We start from the raw sequence: 19,229 nt of genomic DNA, 5'->3' as shown, positions 1-19,229 counted from the left end.
GCAGTTTAGATCGCTTCAGCCCACAGATCGTACTCGTCGGCGTCGGTCACGCGGCACATGATTTTGTCGCCGGGCTTGATGTCTTTCTCGGTGGCGATAAATACGTTGCCGTCGATTTCCGGGGCGTCGAAGAAGCAACGACCCACAGCGCCTTGCTCGTCCACTTCGTCGATCAGCACTTCGATTTCCTTGCCGATCTTCAGTTGCAGGCGGGCTGCACTGATGGCCTGTTGGTGAGCCATAAAGCGCTCCCAGCGATCTTGCTTGACGTCATCCGGCACGATGGCGGCATCCAGCAAGTTGGCGGGCGCACCTTCTACTGGCGAGTACTGGAAGCAGCCAACGCGATCGAGCTGTGCTTCGGTCAACCAGTCGAGCAGGTATTGGAAGTCTTCTTCGGTCTCGCCCGGGAAGCCGACAATAAAGGTCGAACGGATGATCAGGTCGGGGCAGATTACGCGCCAGTTCTTGATGCGAGCCAGGGTCTTGTCTTCAAAAGCCGGGCGCTTCATGGCCTTGAGCACTTTGGGGCTGGCGTGCTGGAAAGGAATGTCCAGGTACGGCAGGATTTTGCCGGCCGCCATCAGCGGGATCAGCTCGTCAACGTGCGGGTACGGGTAAACGTAGTGCAGGCGCACCCATACGCCCAGGGTGCTGAGTGCTTCGCACAGCTCTGTCATGCGGGTTTTAACCGGCGCGCCGTTCCAGAAACCGGTGCGGTACTTTACGTCGACGCCATAAGCGCTGGTGTCCTGAGAAATCACCAGCAGCTCTTTAACGCCGGATTTGACCAGACGCTGGGCCTCATCAAGCACGTCACCGACCGGGCGGCTGACCAATTTACCGCGCATGGAAGGGATGATGCAGAAGCTGCAGCTGTGGTTACAGCCTTCGGAAATTTTCAGGTAGGCATAGTGGCGCGGTGTCAGCTTGATGCCTTGTGGTGGCACCAGGTCGATCAGCGGGTTGTGATCCTGACGTGGCGGCACGACTTCGTGAACGGCGTTGACGACTTGCTCGTACTGCTGCGGGCCGGTTACGGCCAAAACGCTAGGGTGAACGTTGCGAATAGCACCTTCTTCAACGCCCATGCAGCCGGTAACGATGACCTTGCCGTTTTCCTTGATGGCTTCGCCGATGACTTCCAGCGATTCAGCCTTGGCGCTGTCGATAAAGCCGCACGTGTTGACCACCACGACATCAGCGTCCTGGTAGGTGGAAACAACATCGTAGCCTTCCATGCGCAGCTGCGTCAGGATGCGTTCGGAGTCGACAAGGGCTTTTGGGCAACCCAGAGAAACAAACCCGACCTTAGGGTTGGCTGGCTTGGTAACGGTGGACATGGCGAACCTCGGTATGTAGTGACGTTACATGCCCGTAAAGGCTGCACGACGAACGGGCGCTTAGGCTCTGTACGAAATGTATCTGCGCTCGGTTATGCGGCGTTAAAAACAGGCTCGGAATGCTCAACGTTAACTCCGCTTCCTCGCCTGTTTTCGCCTTGCCTAACCTTCGCTCGAAAACATTTCGCACAGACCCTAGTGCGCCTCTAATGTAAAAAAGTGCGCAATTCTAGCTACGGGAACCGCGCTTGACCAGCGTTAAACGGGGATTTGCGACGAGTGCTGCGCTATGCTGCGCGCCGTCGCGGAATCAGCGTATTTTACTGCCGAGTTTGTGCGGGAAAGTGTCGTCGCTAATAGTCAGAAAATCAGTGCATGCTGTTTGTAAATGCATCGCTCTGGTTTATGAAATACGGTCTTGAGTCGTAGGAGTGGTTGATGGGGCAGGTCAGCAGTCAGGCAGCGGAACACGGTCATTCAACAGCAAAGCCCATTGGCATGCTGGTTGCCGCCGTTGGTGTGGTGTATGGCGATATCGGTACCAGTCCGTTGTACACCCTCAAAGAAGTGTTTTCCGGCGGGTATGGCGTTCAAGTCAATCACGATGGGGTCTTCGGCATTTTGGCGCTGATCTTCTGGTCGCTGATCTGGGTTGTCTCGATCAAATACGTGCTGTTCATCCTGCGCGCGGACAACGAAGGCGAGGGCGGCATCATGGCGCTGACGGCGCTGGCGCGACGCGCAGCCTCGCCTTATCCCAAGTTACGCTCAGTGTTGGTGATACTGGGGTTGGTGGGCGCCTCGCTGTTTTACGGCGACAGCATGATTACCCCGGCGATCTCGGTTTTGTCCGCCGTTGAAGGGCTTGAACTGGCCTTTAGCGGTCTGGACCGTTGGGTCGTCCCTCTGGCTCTGATAGTGCTGGTGGCGCTGTTCTTGATTCAACGCCGGGGCACGGCAACGTTGGGCAAGTTGTTCGGCCCGATCATGGTGCTGTGGTTTGTGGTGCTGGCGGGGTTGGGTATTCACGGCATCCTTCAACATCCGCAAGTGTTGAATGCGCTGAACCCCGTGTGGGGCGTGCGTTTCTTTGTCTCTCATCCTGGCATGGGCGTCGCCATTTTAGGGGCCGTGGTGCTGGCGCTGACCGGTGCTGAAGCGCTATACGCTGACATGGGGCACTTTGGGCGCAAGCCGATTGCCCGTGCCTGGTTTGTTCTGGTACTGCCTGCGCTGGTGCTCAACTACTTCGGGCAGGGTGCCCTGTTACTGGAAAACCCTGAGGCGGCACGCAACCCGTTCTATTTGCTGGCGCCAAGTTGGGCGTTGATCCCGTTGGTGGTCCTGTCCACGCTGGCGACCGTGATTGCGTCCCAGGCGGTCATTTCGGGCGCCTTCTCGTTGACCCGCCAAGCCATTCAGCTGGGTTATATCCCGCGCATGCACATTCAGCACACGTCCAGCGCCGAGCAAGGGCAGATTTATATTGGTGCGGTGAACTGGTCGTTGATGGTCGGGGTCATTCTGCTGGTGCTGGGTTTTGAGTCGTCAGGTGCGCTGGCTTCGGCCTACGGCGTGGCCGTCACCGGCACCATGTTGATCACCAGTATTCTGGTGTCCGCCGTCATGTTGTTGCTGTGGAAATGGCCACCCGTATTGGCGGTGCCGGTGTTGATCGGCTTTTTGTTGGTGGACGGACTGTTCTTTGCTGCCAACGTGCCGAAAATCGTTCAGGGCGGTGCGTTTCCGGTACTGGCGGGGATTGTGCTGTTTATCCTGATGACCACCTGGCGACGCGGCAAACAGTTGCTGGTGGATCGCCTGGATGAAAATGCGCTGCCGTTACCGTTGTTCATCAGCAGTATCCGTGTTCAGCCGCCTCATCGCGTTCAGGGCACGGCCGTATTTTTGACCGCCCGCCCTGATGCGGTACCTCATGCGTTATTGCACAACCTGTTGCATAACCAGGTATTGCATGAGCAGGTGGTGTTGTTGACGGTGGTCAACGAAGACACGCCAAGGGTTCCGGCGGCGCAGCGTTTTGAAGTGGATGCGTATGGCGAAGGGTTCTTCCGGGTGATCCTGCACTTTGGCTTTATGGACGAGCCGGATGTGCCGCAAGCGTTGAAGCTGTGCCACCTCGAAGAGTTGGATTTCAATCCGATGCGCACGACTTACTTTCTGAGCCGCGAAACAGTGATTGCGTCCAAATTGGTGGGCATGGCGCGTTGGCGCGAAGCGTTGTTCGGTTTTATGTTGAAGAACGCTAACGGCAACCTTCGGTTCTTCAAATTGCCGGTCAACCGGGTGATTGAACTCGGGACTCAGGTGGAAATGTAGAAAAGGCCAAAGCCCCTCACCCTAACCCTCTCCCAGAGGGAGAGGGGACTAAAAGCAAAAGCAGATTTGAGCTACACCACAATCAAGCTCCCTATCCCAGAGGGAGAGGGGACTAAAAGCAAAAGCTGATGTGGGCTACACCACAATCAAGCTCCTTCTCCCAGAGGGAGAGGGGACTAAAAGCAAAAGCAGATTTGAGCTACACCACAATCAAGCTTCTTCTCCCAGAGGGAGAGGGGACTAAAAGCAAAAGCAGATTTGAGCTACACCACAATCAAGCTCCCTCTCCCAGAGGGAGAGGGGACTAAAAGCAAAAGCTGATGTGGGCTACACCACAATCAAGCTCCTTCTCCCAGAGGGAGAGGGGACTAAAAGCAAAAGCAGATTTGGGCAACACCACAATCAAGCCCCCTCTCCCAGAGGGAGAGGGGACTAAAAGCAAAAGCAGATTTGAGCTACACCACAATCAAGCCCCCTCTCCCAGAGGGAGAGGGGACTAAAAGCAAAAGCAGATTTGAGCTACACCACAATCAAGCTCCCTCTCCCAGAGGGAGAGGGGACTAAAAGCAAAAGCAGATTTGCGCAACACCACAATCAAGCTCCCTCTCCCTCTGGGAGAGGGCTGGGGTGAGGGTCGGCCTTTACTCCGGTGTCACTTGATGCTTCTTGATCAGGTCAACCAGACGCTGAGCCAGCGCCGGATAGTTCTCGTCAAAGTGATGCCCGCCCGGCAGCTTCAGGCTTTCGCCTACCGCTGTCTTGGCCGTGCAGCCGCTTTCATCGACTTCTTCTGCCCCATAGATGCACACCACTTTGTTGGCAGGCAGTTTGGACATTTCTTCGCCGGTATCAGCTTCAGCACCAGCTTTACCCAGCCAGCCATCAACATGTATCTCAAAGCTGCCACTGCGGGCAAAGGCCAGCAGCATGATGGCGTCCACACGATTCTGTTCGGCTTCGGGCAAACGGTTGTAGGTGGCAGGCAATACGTCCGCGCCAAACGAATAGCCAACCAGCACAAAGCGCTGAGTGCCCCACTTCTGGCGGTAGTGTTGCATCAGTTCGGTAAGGTCGGTGGCGCTTTGCTCGGGCGTCTTGTGCTGCCAGTAATAACGCAGCATGTCGATGCCGACGACCGGGTAACCGATCTTTGCCATTTCCCCGGCCACATCGCGATCCAGATCACGCCAACCGCCATCGCCCGACAGAAATAGCGTGACAGTGCTGTTTTGCTGACCAGCCGGGACTTCAACCACAGGCATGCTCAGCCCGCCATTGTCATCGCCCACCAGAATTTTGCGCAGTTCGTTGCTCAACACTTGTGGGAAGTGAATGTCGTAATCGCTGATGCTGGTTTGCGCATTGGGCTGATCGCGCACAAAGGCTGCACTGGGGTCGTCAGGGTTGTCGTTCCAGGCCACCAGCCAGTTGCCGTGAGCTGCGGATTTCGGCACGGGCAGGCTACAAGCAGGGTCTTCCAGCTTGAAACCCACCGACACTGCCTGGGCCTTATCGTTGGCCTGTTCAACTAACCAGCGCCAAGCCAGGGTTGCCCCTGGGCCAATGCCGCTAACCAGCGTGGCAGGGCCCTTAAGTTGTTGCAGTGCCGTTTGCAGTGCTTGCTGCTGCAGGGTGCAATCATCTTTGGGCAGGATCACTTGCACCAGTTGCGCTTTACCACCACGGCTTAACGCCGTGAGTTGTTTGTCGGTCAGTGCCTCTTCGGCCGGCGTTGCGATAATCACGCGGGCTTGGGCCTTCTGGCCGGGTGTCACATTGGTCAGGGTCGAGCCGTCGGTTTGAGTCAGGTGTTCAACGGTGGGTTCGGGGGCGGGGCGATTCCACCACCAATAGCCGCCAGCGGCGAGCGCGACCAGAACAACCAATGCAAGCCATAAAAACCGCCAGGAACGATGTTTCATTAACGTTTCACCAATCCAGTCAAGCCGCCTGCAATCAGGGCGGCAGTGTCGGCCAGAGCCACCAGTGGATCAAGTCCGGCGGGCACGGCCATATAACGAGGTTCCCAGTCAGGCTGGAATTTGTCTTTGAAGCGGCGCAAACCCTGGAAGTTGTACAAGTGCTCACCACGCTGGAACAACATTGACCCCAAGCGCTGGGTCAGTGGCGCGCCACGGCGGGGTTGCAGGCCAGACAGGGGCACCATGCCAAGGCTGAATCGTGCGTATCCATGCTTCTTATAATGCTGAATCAGGCCGACCATCATGAATTCCATGGTCAGTTTTGGGGCTTGCGGGTGGGCGCGCATCAGGTCGAGGCTCGACAGTTCATGGCTGTGGGTCTCGAGCAGGTTGGCAAAAGCCACCGGTTTTCCTTCGAAGCGAATAATCGCCACGCGAAAATGCTTGATGTAGTCCTCATTGAAACGCCCTAGCGAGAAGCCCTTTTCGCGCACATTCTTGCCCGTCAGCCACGCATCGGAAATCACCTTGAGTTCGGCCATTGGCGCCTCACCCGGCTCATGGATTTCCAGCGACAGGCCATCGCGAGTGCCGCGGTTCCAGGTATAGCGCAGGTCTTTCATCTCTTTGCCTTTGGCGTCGAGATCAAATCGATGCAGGTCCACCCGGGCCTCTTCTCCCAGCTTGATCGCGGTCAGGCCGATGTCCATATAGAACGGCAGGTTTTCGGCGCGAACCTGATAGAACACGGGGCGAGCATGATAGACATCACACAGGTCGCGGAATTGCCAGATCAGTTCGGCCCGTTGCTGAGGCGGCCCAATCGGGTCATACAGCGCAACCAGGCTGCGTCCTCGACGTGCGTACATCAGGAAGGCGTTGTCATCAGGGTGAAACAGCAGTGTCTTATCGCCCGTCAAGGCCAGACCACCATCGGGCTGATCAGAGGTCAGGATGATTTTTGCGGCTTTCTCCAACTCACCGGCATCCGGCAAGTGGATGACCGGGCGTGCGGTGCGCAGCAGCCAGGTGAGCGATACGATCACCAGCAGCACGGCGGCACCCAGCAGTGAGCGCAGGCCGCGGGGCGCATCCGAGTCGAGGGTGAACTGCCACCACAGTTGATGGCTGTAAGGAACATCTTGATAGGCGAACAGCAATAGCCAGATAGAAGCGCCTAGCACACAGATACTGGACACCAGATACAGCGGCGAAAAGGGCAGTTCGGTCAGTCGGCTCGGGCGGTAGAATGAGCGGCGAAACAATCCCAGCAGGCTGGCAGTCAGTACCAGAATGGTGGCTTCTTCCCAGTCAAAACCCTTCAGCAGGGACAGCACGGCGCCGACCAGCAGGAGAATAGTGGTCAGCATCCAGGCGGCCGACAGGCGTCGTCTCAGGCCCTGAGCCAGCAATAGACAGAGTACGCCGATCAGGCTCGCGCCGAAGTGCGAGGCATCGATCAAGCGATGGGGGATCAGAAACCCTATGTGTTCAAGGCGTGTATCAATTTCGGGCGTCGCGCCTGAAAACAGCAGCACGATGCCAGACATAAAGACCAGTACGGACAGAATCGGTGCTGCCAATCCGGATGCCACCCGCAAGCTTTGTCGGGTATGGATCAATCGCTGAGCTTCATTGAGCAGCAGCATGAAGCACGCGATCAGTAGCGGCAAAATCACGTAAATAATGCGGTACAGCAGCAACGCGGCCGCCAGGGGTGCCGCACCCAGTTTGTCGGCGAATGCGGCGAGCAAGATAGCTTCAAAAACACCGACGCCGCCAGGCACGTGGCTGAGAACGCCAGCGGCCAGTGCCAGCAGATAAACCAGCAGGAATGGACCGAATGGTGGCGCTTCAGGCAGCAGTAAGTACAGCACTGTGGCCGCAGCCGCGACGTCCAGCGCAGTAATCACCAGTTGCAGCAAGGTCAAGCGGGGGCTGGGTAACCGAAGGGTGCGCCGTCCGGCCTTTACCAGCAGATTGTCCGGAATGGGTTGCTCGGGCAGGCGGCGGCGGTAAATGCCCAGTGCCAGTAACGCAAACAGCGCGAGTATGGCAAAAGCGACTGAGCCTAATACCCATTCAGGAATGTTTAGGGCCGTCGAAGCTGCAGGCAGATTGCTCAGCGTTGCGAGTGCAGCCAGAGGCGGTAATGCGCACCCCAGTGACAGGCTGGCAAACAGCGTCATGTGAGCAACTTCAGAAGCCCCTACGCCAAAGCGTGCGTAAAGGCGATAGCGCACTGATCCGCCAGACAACAATGACAAGCCGATGGCATTGCCGATGGCAAAAGCGGTAAACCCGCCAAAGGCCAACGTTTTGGCGGGCAATTTGACACCCGCATAACGACTGGCAGACCACTCATACCCAAGCAGTATCAAAAACCCCACGGCAGTCGCAGCCAAGGCGCCGAGAAGGGCGGGCTTGGGGACTTCCTGAAGGGAGTCTTGCAGGGCGTAGAGATCCAGTTCGCTTAACAAATGACGACAAGCGATCAATGCTATTGCAAACAGCAGAAGGGTCAGTGCGAGGCCAATGGGTTGGCGGTATTTGCTCAGCAAGTCCAGCCAGCGCAAGCGTGTTGCGGCAATGGGGTGGGTAGCTGTAACGGCTTCTATGGGTTCTGGCGAATTATCGGGCATCAATCACCTCGTGGATCGTGCGCGATAGGATGGAGGCATAGACTCAAGTTACCAATCCTTTTGGTCAAAATAATTTGAAATACTTGCAGCTGTTTGCCTGATGTTCAGGTTAGGTGTGTGAAAAATAGGTAAATGTGATCGCTCAGCATAGCCTGCCGGACTTTCAGAAATATGACGTTTATTGTCAATAAACGTCTGCATTGTACTTTTCGAGCACGCACAAAAAAGGCCACTCTTTCGAGTAGCCTTTTTTGATGTTTGGTTGCGGGAGCCGGATTTGAACCGACGACCTTCGGGTTATGAGCCCGACGAGCTACCAGACTGCTCCATCCCGCGTCTGTGGGGTGGATTCTACAGAGGATCGATGAGGTGTCAAGCTTAAATCACGTAAGTGATTGAAATATGCGGTTTTAATGCTTGAGGGCCTGGTAGGGCAGTTGTCGTGAAAAACACGCGCGCACAAAAAAGGCCACTCTTTCGAGCAGCCTTTTAATGTTTGGTTGCGGGAGCCGGATTTGAACCGACGACCTTCGGGTTATGAGCCCGACGAGCTACCAGACTGCTCCATCCCGCGTCTGTGGGGCGCACTTTACAGTGATGAGCAGGGGAGTCAACCTTTAATCCACAAAACAGTTAAATAAGGTGCGAATAGTGCGTGCAGGGTGGCTTCGCGACTCTCCGGGCCTGTCATGCGTCGTCCTCGTCAGCGTCTGGCGATACGATAAAAAGGCAAATGCAGGATTTGCGCACACCGCTGGAATTGGGGCGGGCCTCTAAAGCAGGGTGGTGCTACAAAACAAACGCGCACAAAAAAGGCCACTCTTTCGAGTAGCCTTTTAATGTTTGGTTGCGGGAGCCGGATTTGAACCGACGACCTTCGGGTTATGAGCCCGACGAGCTACCAGACTGCTCCATCCCGCGTCTGTGGGGTGGATTCTACAGCGATACGCAGTGCTGTCAAACGTTAATTTCTAAAATAGCGTTCTGCTTCAATCAGTTAGGATCTTTTGCAGCCATAAACATGGCCGCAGCCCTTGCCCTGTATAGGGTTTGGCTCTATAGGCCAGGTATATTCGATTAAAAAATCAAATAAATCAGTTAAATTTCCTACGCTCGTCGGGCAGAAATAAGACTACTGGTGCTATATACAGTTGCCGGTGACATACTGGCGATCTGCATTGCCTTTCCTTCTAAGAACACCGCCCTACATGACGCAGCGCAAAATCATCCACGTTGACTGTGACTGTTTCTATGCCGCAATTGAGATGCGTGATGACCCGAGCCTGGCGAACAAGCCAATGGCGGTGGGTGGCTCGGCTGACCGACGGGGCGTGATCTCAACGTGCAACTATGAAGCGCGGGCTTACGGTGTACGTTCGGCCATGGCGTCCCGTCATGCGCTCAAACTATGCCCTGACTTGGTGATCGTGAGCGGTCGAATGGAGGCCTATAAAGAAGCCTCCAAAGAGATTCATGGCATTTTGCGTGATTACACTGAGCTGATTGAGCCGCTGTCCCTTGATGAGGCTTATCTGGATGTATCGGATAGCTCGCACTTCGCTGGGAGTGCGACGCGGATTGCCCAAGACATCCGGCGTCGGGTTTCCAACCAGCTCCATATCACCGTGTCGGCGGGGGTGGCGCCAAACAAATTCCTCGCCAAGATTGCCAGCGACTGGAAAAAGCCCAATGGCTTGTTCGTTATTACCCCGGATCAGGTGGACGACTTCGTATCGGCCTTGGCTGTTAACAAGCTGCACGGCGTAGGCAAGGTCACAGCTGACAAGCTGGCGCGTTTGGGCATTGAAACCTGTCTTGATCTTCGCGATTGGAACAAATTGGCGCTGGTGCGGGAATTCGGCAGTTTCGGTGAGCGTTTGTGGGGGTTGGCGCGCGGGATAGATGAGCGTCAGGTACAAAGTGATAGTCGCAGGCAATCCGTAAGTGTGGAGAACACCTACGACACGGATTTGCCCGATCTGGCGACGTGCCTTAAAAAAGTACCGGAGTTGCTTGAAACCCTGAATCGACGGATTGACCGCATCGGTAGCAGTTACCGTCCCGGCAAGCCATTCGTCAAAGTGAAGTTCCACGATTTTACTCAGACCACGCTTGAGCAGTCGGGTGCCGGTCGCGATCTTGAGAGTTACGAGGGGTTGTTAAGTCAGGCGTTTGCCCGCGGTGCCAAGCCCGTCCGGTTGTTGGGGCTTGGCGTGCGGTTACACGATTTGAGCGGTGGCCATGAACAGTTGGAGCTGTTCGGGCGTTAGCTGACGCCGGGGTCTGCCACCAATCGACCGGCTTTCTGGGTCAGTGACTGCAAGAACTCACGTTGTAACTCGGGGTCGTTGCGTGTGAGTTCGATCAGGCTTTGCTCCAGTTCGCTGGCTTCTTCTTCCAGCCCCAATTCTGAGAGGCGCTTGACCCGGTGAACCCATTGGTTGACGTCGTCGCCCTCCAGGTCGTCATAAATCAGGTTGTGCGCTTCGAGCAGTTTTGTACGCAGCGTGTGGCTGATCGACAGTGTGGAATCGGAGTGTGTTTCGTCCTGCGCATCTTCAACCGCAATCGTCAGGGTGCGGATGCGGTTCAAATCCTGCTCGGCAAAAGGGCTGTCCAGCAAGTTGAGGCGAAGCACGCCGTTACGGTCCGTCGTCATTTCGTGGCTTTGCGAGCCAGCCTTGACCATGACCGGCCGTTCTGCCCAAGGCAAGCTTGAGTTCTCGAGCCGCTTGTCGCGTTGAATATCGTCAATTCCCGCCAGATTTTGTTCGGCACGGCCATGGGACTGAACGTTCATGGCCGGGTTGATGCCGGCAAAACCGTAACTGATCCAGTCTTTCGTCACGCTGTCCGGTAATTGCCCGAACATAAAGACGTTAAGCACATTGGCGCCCACGCCGGCGACGATCGCTACTGCACCCAGCGGAATCTCATAGACCTCGCGCCAGGGTTGATAGGGTGTGTACCTGTCGTAATGGCGCGTGACATCGAACTCAGTGACCTCAAAGGTCTTTTGCTCATTGATGCGCACACGGCGTTGCGGCAGCTCCAGCACTGATGGCGAGCCGACATCGATCTGCAAGTTATGGGCGAGCAGTTTGCGCTCAATGCGCTCCTCGTGCTCGCTACGTTGCGACATGTGATTGGCGCAGCCGCTCAGCAGCAGGGCGCCGCACATGGCGGCGCCCCCGAGGGTCAAGGTGTGTCGATTGAACATGGTGTCTCTATCTGGATTCAGCGACTGATACGCGCCTGAAGGAAGGCCAGCACGTCAGCAACGGGCAGTGCTTGCGGCTCTGCTTCGGTGCGGCTCTTGTATTCCAGGTTGCCTTCGGCCAGGCCGCGGTCGCTGACGACGATCCGGTGCGGGATACCGATCAGCTCCATGTCGGCGAACTTGATGCCTGGGCTAGTTTTCTTGTCGCGGTCGTCCAGCAGCACTTCAAAACCGGCAGCGGTCAGTTGGGCATACAGGGCGTCAGTGGCTTCGCGAACGGCTTCTGTTTCGTAGCGCAATGGCACCAGTGCCACTTGGAACGGAGCCAGTGCGTCGCTCCAGATAATGCCGCGCTCGTCGTTGTTCTGCTCGATGGCAGCAGCGACCACGCGGGATACGCCTATGCCATAGCAGCCCATTGCCAGTGTGACGGGTTTGCCGTTCTCACCCAGTACCTGACACTTCATCGCTTCGCTGTATTTGGTGCCCAGCTGGAAGATGTGACCGACTTCAATGCCGCGCTTGATTTCCAGCGTGCCTTTACCGTCCGGGCTTGGGTCGCCAGCCACTACGTTACGCAAGTCGGCAACAGTCGGAACAGGCAGGTCACGTTCCCAGTTCACGCCGAAGTAGTGTTTGTCGTCGATGTTGGCGCCAACGCCAAAGTCGCTCATCAGCTCGACCGAACGGTCGATAATGCACGGCAGCGGCAGGTTCAGCGGGCCCAAAGAGCCAGCGCCGGCGCCGATCGCGTCGCGCAGTTCGGCATCAGAAGCCATGGTCAGCGGGCTAGCCACCAAAGGATGGTTACCGGCCTTGATTTCGTTGAGTTCATGATCGCCACGGATCACCAGTGCGATCAACTTGCCTTCTTCGGCCGCGTGAACGATCAGGGTCTTGACCGTTTTTTCGATTGGCAGGTTGTAGCCTTCTACCAATTGCACGATGGTTTTGGCATCAGGCGTGTCGATCAGGCGCAGCTCTTCGGTCGCCGCAGCGCGTGAAGTTTCGCGTGGTACCGCTTCGGCTTTTTCGATGTTGGCGGCGTAATCCGAAGCATTGCTGAAGGCGATGTCGTCTTCGCCGGACTCGGCCAATACGTGGAATTCATGGGAGCCAGCGCCGCCGATGGAGCCGTTGTCGGCTTCTACTGGGCGGAAGTTAAGGCCCAGGCGGGAGAAAATGTTGCAGTAAGCCTGGTGCATGCGGTCATAAGTGATTTGCAGCGAAGCCTCGTCGGTATGAAACGAATAGGCATCCTTCATGATGAATTCGCGACCGCGCATCAAGCCGAAGCGAGGGCGGATCTCATCACGGAATTTGGTCTGGATCTGGTACAGGTTGATAGGCAGCTGTTTGTAGCTGTTCAACTCGTTGCGGCACAGGTCGGTGATGACTTCTTCGTGGGTCGGCCCTACGCAGAACTCACGACCGTGGCGATCTTTGAGGCGCAACAGCTCGGGGCCGTATTCTTCCCAGCGGCCGGACTCTTGCCACAATTCAGCCGGTTGAATGCTCGGCATCAGCACTTCCAGAGCGCCAGCAGCGTTCATTTCTTCGCGAACAATGGCTTCGACCTTGCGCATGATGCGCAAGCCCATGGGCAGCCAGGTGTACAGGCCGGAAGCAAGTTTACGAATCATGCCGGCGCGCAGCATCAGCTGGTGGCTGATAACGACCGCGTCCGAAGGCGTTTCTTTCTGTGTGGCGAGCAAATATTGACTGGTGCGCATGGTTAGCCGGTGCCGTTGCTGATGACTGGAAATAGCTTGGCATTGTACGGGCGAGAGGTGTCTGCGTACAGGGCGGGGCGGGGAGAGAGGCTCTCCCCGATTTTTACGGTGTTTTTTCGAGATTGACTGGCGGGTTCAGGCGGGCCCGGCGGCTTTCCTGAAACCAGTGCAGGCTGATCAGTAGCAAGGTCGGCACGCCCATGACGGCGGTGATGATGAAAAAGTTGTGGTAACCGAATTTCTCGACCAGAACGCCTGAGTAACCCCCCATCAGGCGCGGCAACAGCAGCATGATCGAACTGAGCAGTGCATATTGGGTGGCCGAAAACTTCAGGTTGGTCAGGCTGGACAAGTACGCCACAAACGCAGATGTCGCGAGGCCCGAGCTAAAGTTGTCGAGTGAGATGGTGACAATCAGCATTTGCAGATTGGGCCCCATGTCAGCCAGCAGCATAAATAGCAGGTTGGTGCCCGCCGAGGCTGCGCCGCCGATCAACAGAATAGGCAGGATGCCGAAACGAACGATGAGCAGCCCCCCCATACCCGCCCCAACAAGCGTCATGATCAAGCCGAAAATCTTGCTGACACCGGCAATTTGATCCTTGGTAAAGCCTTGGTCGATGTAAAACACGTTGGCCATCACGCCCATGACCGTATCAGACATGCGGTAAGTGGCGATCAGACCGAGCAGCAGCAGGGCTTGCCAGCGGTAACGCAAGATAAAGTCGTTAACCGGTGTCAGAACGGGGGCCAAGCCGCGGCGCCCCATTGAAGACAGGCATAGAACGGTGAGCAGTGTGTAGAGGATGGCCCTTAGAAAAGCACGGTCCTCAAGCACCAGATTTACCGGGCTCACGCCCTCGAAAAGCACGCTGGCGAAGTCGGTGTTGTACAACTGGGTGAACATGGCAGGCACGGACACCAGCAGTACGATCAATACGAAAACCGATGCCAGTTGGTGGGCAAAACTGTAGCGCCCGGCAGACAGCTGAGTGCGCAATGGGACCGGCGGTTCGCGCATGAAAAACGTGGTCAACAACGCCGGAACCATCAACAAACCAAACAGCACATAGGTGCCAGTCCATGCCGAGTGCTTATAGTCAAAGCCTGTAGACCCGAAGCCTTCGGCAAAAAACAATGCACCGGCAGTGGCCAGCAAGGCGGCAACGCGATAACCAGACATGTAACTGGCAGCAAGGGCAGCCTGACGGCTGTCGTCGGCAATCTCCAGTCGGTAGGCGTCAACGGCAATGTCCTGCGTCGCAGAGGCAAACGACACGATAACGGCAATGGCTATAAGCCATGACAAATGCTTTTGCGGGTCGCAGAAACCCATGCCAATAAGGCCGAGGATCACTAGCGTTTGCGCGAGTACCAGCCAGGAACGGCGCCGTCCGAGTTTACCCAGTAGCGGCAAGCGCCATTGGTCGAGCAGCGGCGACCACACCCATTTAAAGGCGTAGGCCAGACCGATCAGGCTCGCATAGCCGATAGTTTCGCGGGCCACACCGGCTTCACGCAACCAAACGGAGAGTGTTGAAAACACCAACATGTACGGCAAACCGGCGGCAAAGCCGAGCAGTAACAGCACAAGGGTTGAGGGGCTGGAATAGGCAGCTAGCGCTTCGCGCCAGGTTTTACGGGGCATGGACTCGAGTCTGCCTCTGATTACGGAAACAAAGGGCGCACTCTAACCGCAGTGCTCTATCGGGCGCCACCCATGGCGACGTAAATCCACACGACTGTTTGAAACGTTCACCCCTTCACTGCGCAATCGCGCACGTTGTTCGTCGCCGGAGGGGCTACCTGCGGGCAAGCTGATACGTCCTCCGGCGGCAACTACTCGGTGCCAGGGCAGACGCGACCCTTCAGGCAACTGGCTGAGTGTGCGTCCCACCCAGCGTGCGGCGCGCCCCAGGCCTGCCAGTTCGGCGAGTTGACCATACGTCACCACATAGCCTTCGGGCACTTGCATCAGGGTCGAGTACAACGCTGTGCGGCGAATATCAGCCGGGCTTGGTGGTGAGTCGAGGGCAGTGCTCATGGCAAATTCTTCATGTTTCATGACACTAGTGGAGGGTGAATGCGTTTTTGTCAATTGGACCAAGAAATGAACTACACGAGAATCAGTCAGTCTTTATTGCCTGAGGCATGCCTATACGGATAATGCCGACATTCTTTCGCAAACCTGAGTTTCGCATTTGTTTATGTTGTCCAGAACCCTGTTATGCCTAGCTGTCTTGAATGTGTCCACGCCTTTGCTCGCCGATACTGTCTGGTTAAAAAACGGTGACCGTCTTACCGGTAAAATCAAAGTGTTTGATGGCGGCAAGTTGTTGGTTCAAACCGACTACGCGGGTGCTATCCCGATTGACTGGAAGCAAGTAAAGACGCTGGAAAGCGATCAGGAGTTGTTGGTCAAACAAGATGCTTACACGGGCGAAAAAGCCAAGTCGCTCAAAGCCGCCGAAGATGGCAAAGTCACCCTGGTCAACGGCGAAGCGCCTAAAACCGTCGATCTTGCCAGTATCGAGCAGATCATCAAGCCCAAGCCGGTGATCGAAGATCTGGTATGGAAAGGTAATGTGGATGTCGCGCTGGACTACAAACGCGCCGATAAAGACACCGATGATTACGATATCGACTTCAAAACGACGGCCCGGCATGGCGCCTGGCGTCACCACGCCGAAGGTGAGTACAACCGGGAGTTCCAGAATGATGTGGTGACCACGGATAACTGGAGTGCCGAATATGCCTTGGATCACTTCATTGACGATAAGTGGTATTGGCAGGGGCGGCTTGGCTATACACGGGACAAGGTTGAAGATATTGCCCGTCAACGCACCGTGGGTACCGGCCCGGGCTACCAGTTTTGGGATGATGAATTAGGTGCGTTCTCGCTCGGCGGGCTGCTTAATCGTACCGATTATGAATACTCTGATGGCAAGAAAGACAACTTCTATTCGATAGCCATGAAGTGGGATTACAACCGTTATCTGTTGGGTAAAACAGTTTCGATCTTCACCAATGGTGAATTGGGCAAGCCGCTTGAAGGGGCGTCGGATTACAGCCTGGATGCAGAGATTGGCTTGCGCTACAAAGTCACCGAGTGGGCCTCGCTGAATCTCAAGGCTGAAAAAGACCTGATCGGCAGTGGCAGCGGTTCAGATAACGCGCTGAATAAAACCCGCTATACCGCAGGGTTTGGCGTGATGTGGTGATGGTGTTACCCCTCAGTGTTGTCTGAACAACGCTGAGGGGTAGAGCTGAGATTAAATCCGCAACCCGCCATCGAGCTCGAGGATACGCCCGCTGTAGTAGTCGTTTTCGAAAATATAAGCCGCTGAGTGGGCAATTTCCTCGACTTTACCCATACGCTTGAGCGGTATGCCCGCAGTCATCTTTTCCAGCGCTTCGGGCTTCATGCCCAACGTCATTTCGGTCTCAATAAAACCGGGTGCAATGCCGGCTACGCGAATTCCGTAGCGCGACAGCTCTTTAGCCCACGTCACGGTGGCAGCGGCTACACCCGCCTTGGCGGCAGAGTAGTTAGTCTGGCCGACATTACCGGCGCGCGAGATCGACGAAATATTGATAATTGCACCCTGATTGTTCAGTTCGACCATTTTCGCGGCCACCTCGCGAGTGCACAGGAACACACCCGTCAGGTTGACGTCGATGACTGCCTGCCATTGGGCCAGGCTCATCTTGGTCATCACGCCATCCTTGACCTTGAGCAGCAGGCCATCACGTAAAATGCCCGCATTGTTGATCAGGCCATGGATCGCGCCGAAATCTTCTGCCACTTGCCCGATAGTCTGTGTCACCTGGTCTTCGTCCGCGACGTTGCACAGGTAAGCGCGCGCCTCGACACCCTGTGCCTGGCAAGCAGCAACCGCCAATTCAAGCTTTTCGGGGTTGAGGTCAATCAACGCCAGTTTTGCGCCTTTGGCCGCCAGATATTCGGCCATGGCACGACCTAGCCCTTGGCAGCCGCCAGTGATAATGATTACTTTATCGTTTAATTGCATGGGAACCCTCAGCAGCCATTCAGAAGTAAGACCTTATAGGCTATCGATCTGCGCCGCCTGCGCGGTTTGCCTATCAGACATAGCCCTGAGTGCGGGTTGACGGCTAGCCCTGAACTCGTCCGTTTTAGACGGATTTTTTATAAGGAGTCATAAGTTGAGCGTTGAAGCGACCAAGCATGCACGAGAATTACTGCTCAAGGAATACCGGGGAGCCTTGTCTACGCTCTCCAAAGCCATGCCGGGTTTTCCGTTTGGGTCGGTTGTACCTTATTGTCTGGATGAGCAAGGACGACCGCTGATATTGATCAGCCGTATTGCTCAGCACACCCACAATTTGCGCAAAGACCCAAAGTGTTCGTTAATGATGGGGGAGCGCGGAGCTGAGGACGTACAGGCTGTAGGCCGATTGACGTACCTGGCTGAAGCCGAACAATTGACCGACACTGTAGCTATTGAGGCTGCCGCTGAGCGTTACTACCGTTACTTCCCTGAAGCGCGTAGCTATGACACGGCGCACAATTTCGATTTTTGGGTGCTTAACCCGGTTCGCCACCGTTATATCGGTGGTTTTGGTGCCATTCACTGGCTGGATAACATCACACTGTCCAATCCATTTGCTGGCCCGGCAGAAGCGCGCATGATCGAGCATATGAACAGTGACCATGCCAATGCCATTGAACATTATGTTGAGCTGGCCGGGCTGCCGAAAACGGCGCCCGCTCGCATGGTCGGTATCGACAGCGAAGGGATGCATCTGCGTATAGGTGAGGCGTTGTACTGGTTGGGCTTTCCCGAGCCTTGCAACAATTCGACACAGGTGCGGGAGGCCTTGGTTTTATTGGCGCGCGCCAGTGAGTGGCCAAAAAAACAGACGGCCTAGCCTTGAATTCAGAGAGGCGCGCCATCATTTAAACTGGGTTGGAAGATATTCTTCCGGAGAGGAATCATTTGATGCGCGCTTTTCTATTGCTCTTTCTGTTGTTTCCCGTGCTAGAGCTGTACGTCTTTTTCAAGGTCAGCACCGCTATCGGGTTTTTCCCTGCGTTGTTGCTGATCATTGCTGGCTCCATGCTGGGTATTTTGGTCGTTCGCGTTGCCGGATTGGCGACTGCACTGAAGGCCCGAGAAAGTTTGAATCGTGGTGAGCTGCCGGCCCAGCAAATGCTCGAAGGCCTGATGCTCGCCTTGGGTGGCGGCCTGCTGGTACTGCCAGGTTTTATCAGTGATGTGGCTGGTCTGCTGTTGCTGTTCCCGCCAGTGCGTCGTTTTCTGGTCTATCGCCTGCGCAAGCGCGCCGAAGAGCAGGCACTTCGTCAGCGGGCATTTGCCGATGAGTTCGACCCGGTCGTTCGTCCGGGTACCCACAAGCCGTTGAGCCGTGAGCCCAACGTGATCGAAGGTGAGTTCGAACACCGCGACAAGTAAGGCTTGGGCATTAACAACACGGCACCCTAGGGTGCCGTGTTTGCTTTCAGCAGGCGCTACGTTTTAAAAAATATTAACAGGCGCGCTCTTGTAATCAGTTGATACGCCCTTATGTAACGGACACCGCAGGGTTTCGCTGCTTACAGCGATTCTCTATAAGCGAATGGCACCCGGCATTTCCGGACTTGTAAACCCAGCCGGTATTGACATCGGCCGATGAACACCTCAATTAGGAGAGATCGACAATGAAGCTTCGTCCTCTGCATGACCGCGTCGTAATCCGTCGCAGCGAAGAAGAAAAGAAAACCGCTGGCGGTATCGTTCTGCCGGGTTCTGCTGCTGAAAAAGCTAACAGCGGTGAAGTGATCGCCGTTGGTTCGGGTCGCGTTCTGGATAACGGTGAAGTGCGTGCACTGGCCGTTAAAGTGGGTGACAAGGTTGTGTTCGGCCCTTACTCCGGCAGCAACACTGTGAAAGTCGACGGCGAAGACCTGTTGGTTATGGCTGAGAACGAGATTCTCGCTGTAATTGAAGGCTGATTTCCCGCTCCTTTTCCCGTTACTACAAAGTATT

General features: G+C 55.8%; 14 protein-coding genes and 3 tRNA genes. 6 read left to right on the top strand and 11 right to left on the bottom strand.

Going from position 1 to position 19,229, the window contains the following annotated elements:
* Positions 1-5: 5 nt before the first annotated feature.
* A complete protein-coding gene (rimO, locus tag EQV93_RS00720; protein WP_240890717.1) occupies positions 6-1,343 on the bottom strand; it encodes a 30S ribosomal protein S12 methylthiotransferase RimO in 1,338 nt (445 codons plus the stop codon).
* A gap of 438 nt (positions 1,344-1,781) precedes the next feature.
* On the opposite strand from rimO, the gene EQV93_RS00715 reads away from it, so the two are divergent.
* A complete protein-coding gene (locus tag EQV93_RS00715; protein WP_122784696.1) occupies positions 1,782-3,683 on the top strand; it encodes a potassium transporter Kup in 1,902 nt (633 codons plus the stop codon).
* Positions 3,684-4,324: 641 nt separating this feature from the next.
* On the opposite strand, the gene EQV93_RS00710 is transcribed toward EQV93_RS00715, so the two are convergent.
* From EQV93_RS00710 to EQV93_RS00690, 5 genes are all read right to left on the bottom strand, one after another.
* Positions 4,325-5,605, bottom strand: a complete 1,281-nt coding sequence (locus EQV93_RS00710) for a virulence factor family protein (protein ID WP_240890716.1) — start codon at positions 5,603-5,605, stop codon at positions 4,325-4,327.
* Positions 5,605-8,247 (bottom strand): bifunctional lysylphosphatidylglycerol flippase/synthetase MprF, encoded by a 2,643-nt coding sequence (gene mprF / locus EQV93_RS00705; RefSeq protein WP_240890715.1) that lies wholly within the window; start codon positions 8,245-8,247, stop codon positions 5,605-5,607. Before mprF ends, EQV93_RS00710 begins: the two co-directional genes overlap by 1 nt.
* A 259-nt stretch (positions 8,248-8,506) precedes the next feature.
* Positions 8,507-8,583, bottom strand: a tRNA-Met gene (locus EQV93_RS00700).
* A gap of 161 nt (positions 8,584-8,744) precedes the next feature.
* A tRNA-Met gene (locus EQV93_RS00695) sits at positions 8,745-8,821 on the bottom strand.
* Between the two features lie 270 nt (positions 8,822-9,091).
* Positions 9,092-9,168: transfer RNA gene (locus EQV93_RS00690), tRNA-Met, on the bottom strand.
* 287 nt (positions 9,169-9,455) lie between these two features.
* On the opposite strand from EQV93_RS00690, the gene dinB reads away from it, so the two are divergent.
* Positions 9,456-10,517, top strand: a complete 1,062-nt coding sequence (gene dinB / locus EQV93_RS00685; RefSeq protein WP_122784693.1) for a DNA polymerase IV — start codon at positions 9,456-9,458, stop codon at positions 10,515-10,517.
* On the opposite strand, the gene EQV93_RS00680 is transcribed toward dinB, so the two are convergent.
* The 4 genes from EQV93_RS00680 to EQV93_RS00665 form a co-directional block, all read right to left on the bottom strand.
* Complete coding sequence (locus EQV93_RS00680; protein WP_122784692.1) at positions 10,514-11,467, bottom strand: hypothetical protein; 954 nt, start codon at positions 11,465-11,467, stop codon at positions 10,514-10,516. The genes dinB and EQV93_RS00680 overlap by 4 nt on opposite strands.
* Before the next feature lie 17 nt (positions 11,468-11,484).
* Positions 11,485-13,200: a proline--tRNA ligase gene (locus EQV93_RS00675; RefSeq protein WP_240890714.1), complete on the bottom strand. Its 1,716-nt coding sequence runs from the start codon at positions 13,198-13,200 to the stop codon at positions 11,485-11,487.
* 103 nt (positions 13,201-13,303) lie between these two features.
* Complete coding sequence (locus EQV93_RS00670; RefSeq protein ID WP_122784690.1) at positions 13,304-14,848, bottom strand: AmpG family muropeptide MFS transporter; 1,545 nt, start codon at positions 14,846-14,848, stop codon at positions 13,304-13,306.
* A 42-nt stretch (positions 14,849-14,890) separates the two neighbouring features.
* Positions 14,891-15,244, bottom strand: a complete 354-nt coding sequence (locus EQV93_RS00665; protein ID WP_122784893.1) for an MGMT family protein — start codon at positions 15,242-15,244, stop codon at positions 14,891-14,893.
* A 163-nt stretch (positions 15,245-15,407) separates the two neighbouring features.
* On the opposite strand from EQV93_RS00665, the gene EQV93_RS00660 reads away from it, so the two are divergent.
* Positions 15,408-16,421: a DUF481 domain-containing protein gene (locus EQV93_RS00660; RefSeq protein WP_122784689.1), complete on the top strand. Its 1,014-nt coding sequence runs from the start codon at positions 15,408-15,410 to the stop codon at positions 16,419-16,421.
* A 51-nt stretch (positions 16,422-16,472) separates the two neighbouring features.
* Here the strand turns inward: EQV93_RS00660 and EQV93_RS00655 are convergent, their stop codons facing one another.
* Positions 16,473-17,231 carry an SDR family oxidoreductase gene (locus EQV93_RS00655; protein WP_146384037.1) on the bottom strand — a complete coding sequence of 253 codons (759 nt, stop codon included), beginning with the start codon at positions 17,229-17,231 and terminating at the stop codon, positions 16,473-16,475.
* Between the two features lie 154 nt (positions 17,232-17,385).
* Here EQV93_RS00655 and EQV93_RS00650 point away from each other — a divergent pair, with 154 nt between their 5' ends.
* The 3 genes from EQV93_RS00650 (at position 17,386) to EQV93_RS00640 (ending at position 19,195) form a co-directional block, all read left to right on the top strand.
* On the top strand, positions 17,386-18,111 hold the full coding sequence (locus EQV93_RS00650; RefSeq protein ID WP_122784687.1) for a HugZ family pyridoxamine 5'-phosphate oxidase: 726 nt from the start codon (positions 17,386-17,388) through the stop codon (positions 18,109-18,111).
* Positions 18,112-18,182: 71 nt separating this feature from the next.
* Complete coding sequence (locus EQV93_RS00645; RefSeq protein WP_122784686.1) at positions 18,183-18,656, top strand: FxsA family protein; 474 nt, start codon at positions 18,183-18,185, stop codon at positions 18,654-18,656.
* Positions 18,657-18,901: 245 nt separating this feature from the next.
* Positions 18,902-19,195 carry a co-chaperone GroES gene (locus EQV93_RS00640; RefSeq protein ID WP_122784685.1) on the top strand — a complete coding sequence of 98 codons (294 nt, stop codon included), beginning with the start codon at positions 18,902-18,904 and terminating at the stop codon, positions 19,193-19,195.
* Positions 19,196-19,229 lie beyond the last annotated feature (34 nt).

The sequence above is a fragment of the Pseudomonas sp. TMW22091 genome, assembly GCF_022496705.1.
Lineage (GTDB): Bacteria > Pseudomonadota > Gammaproteobacteria > Pseudomonadales > Pseudomonadaceae > Aquipseudomonas > Aquipseudomonas saxonica.
This window is presented reverse-complemented; position numbering and strand designations above follow the sequence as displayed.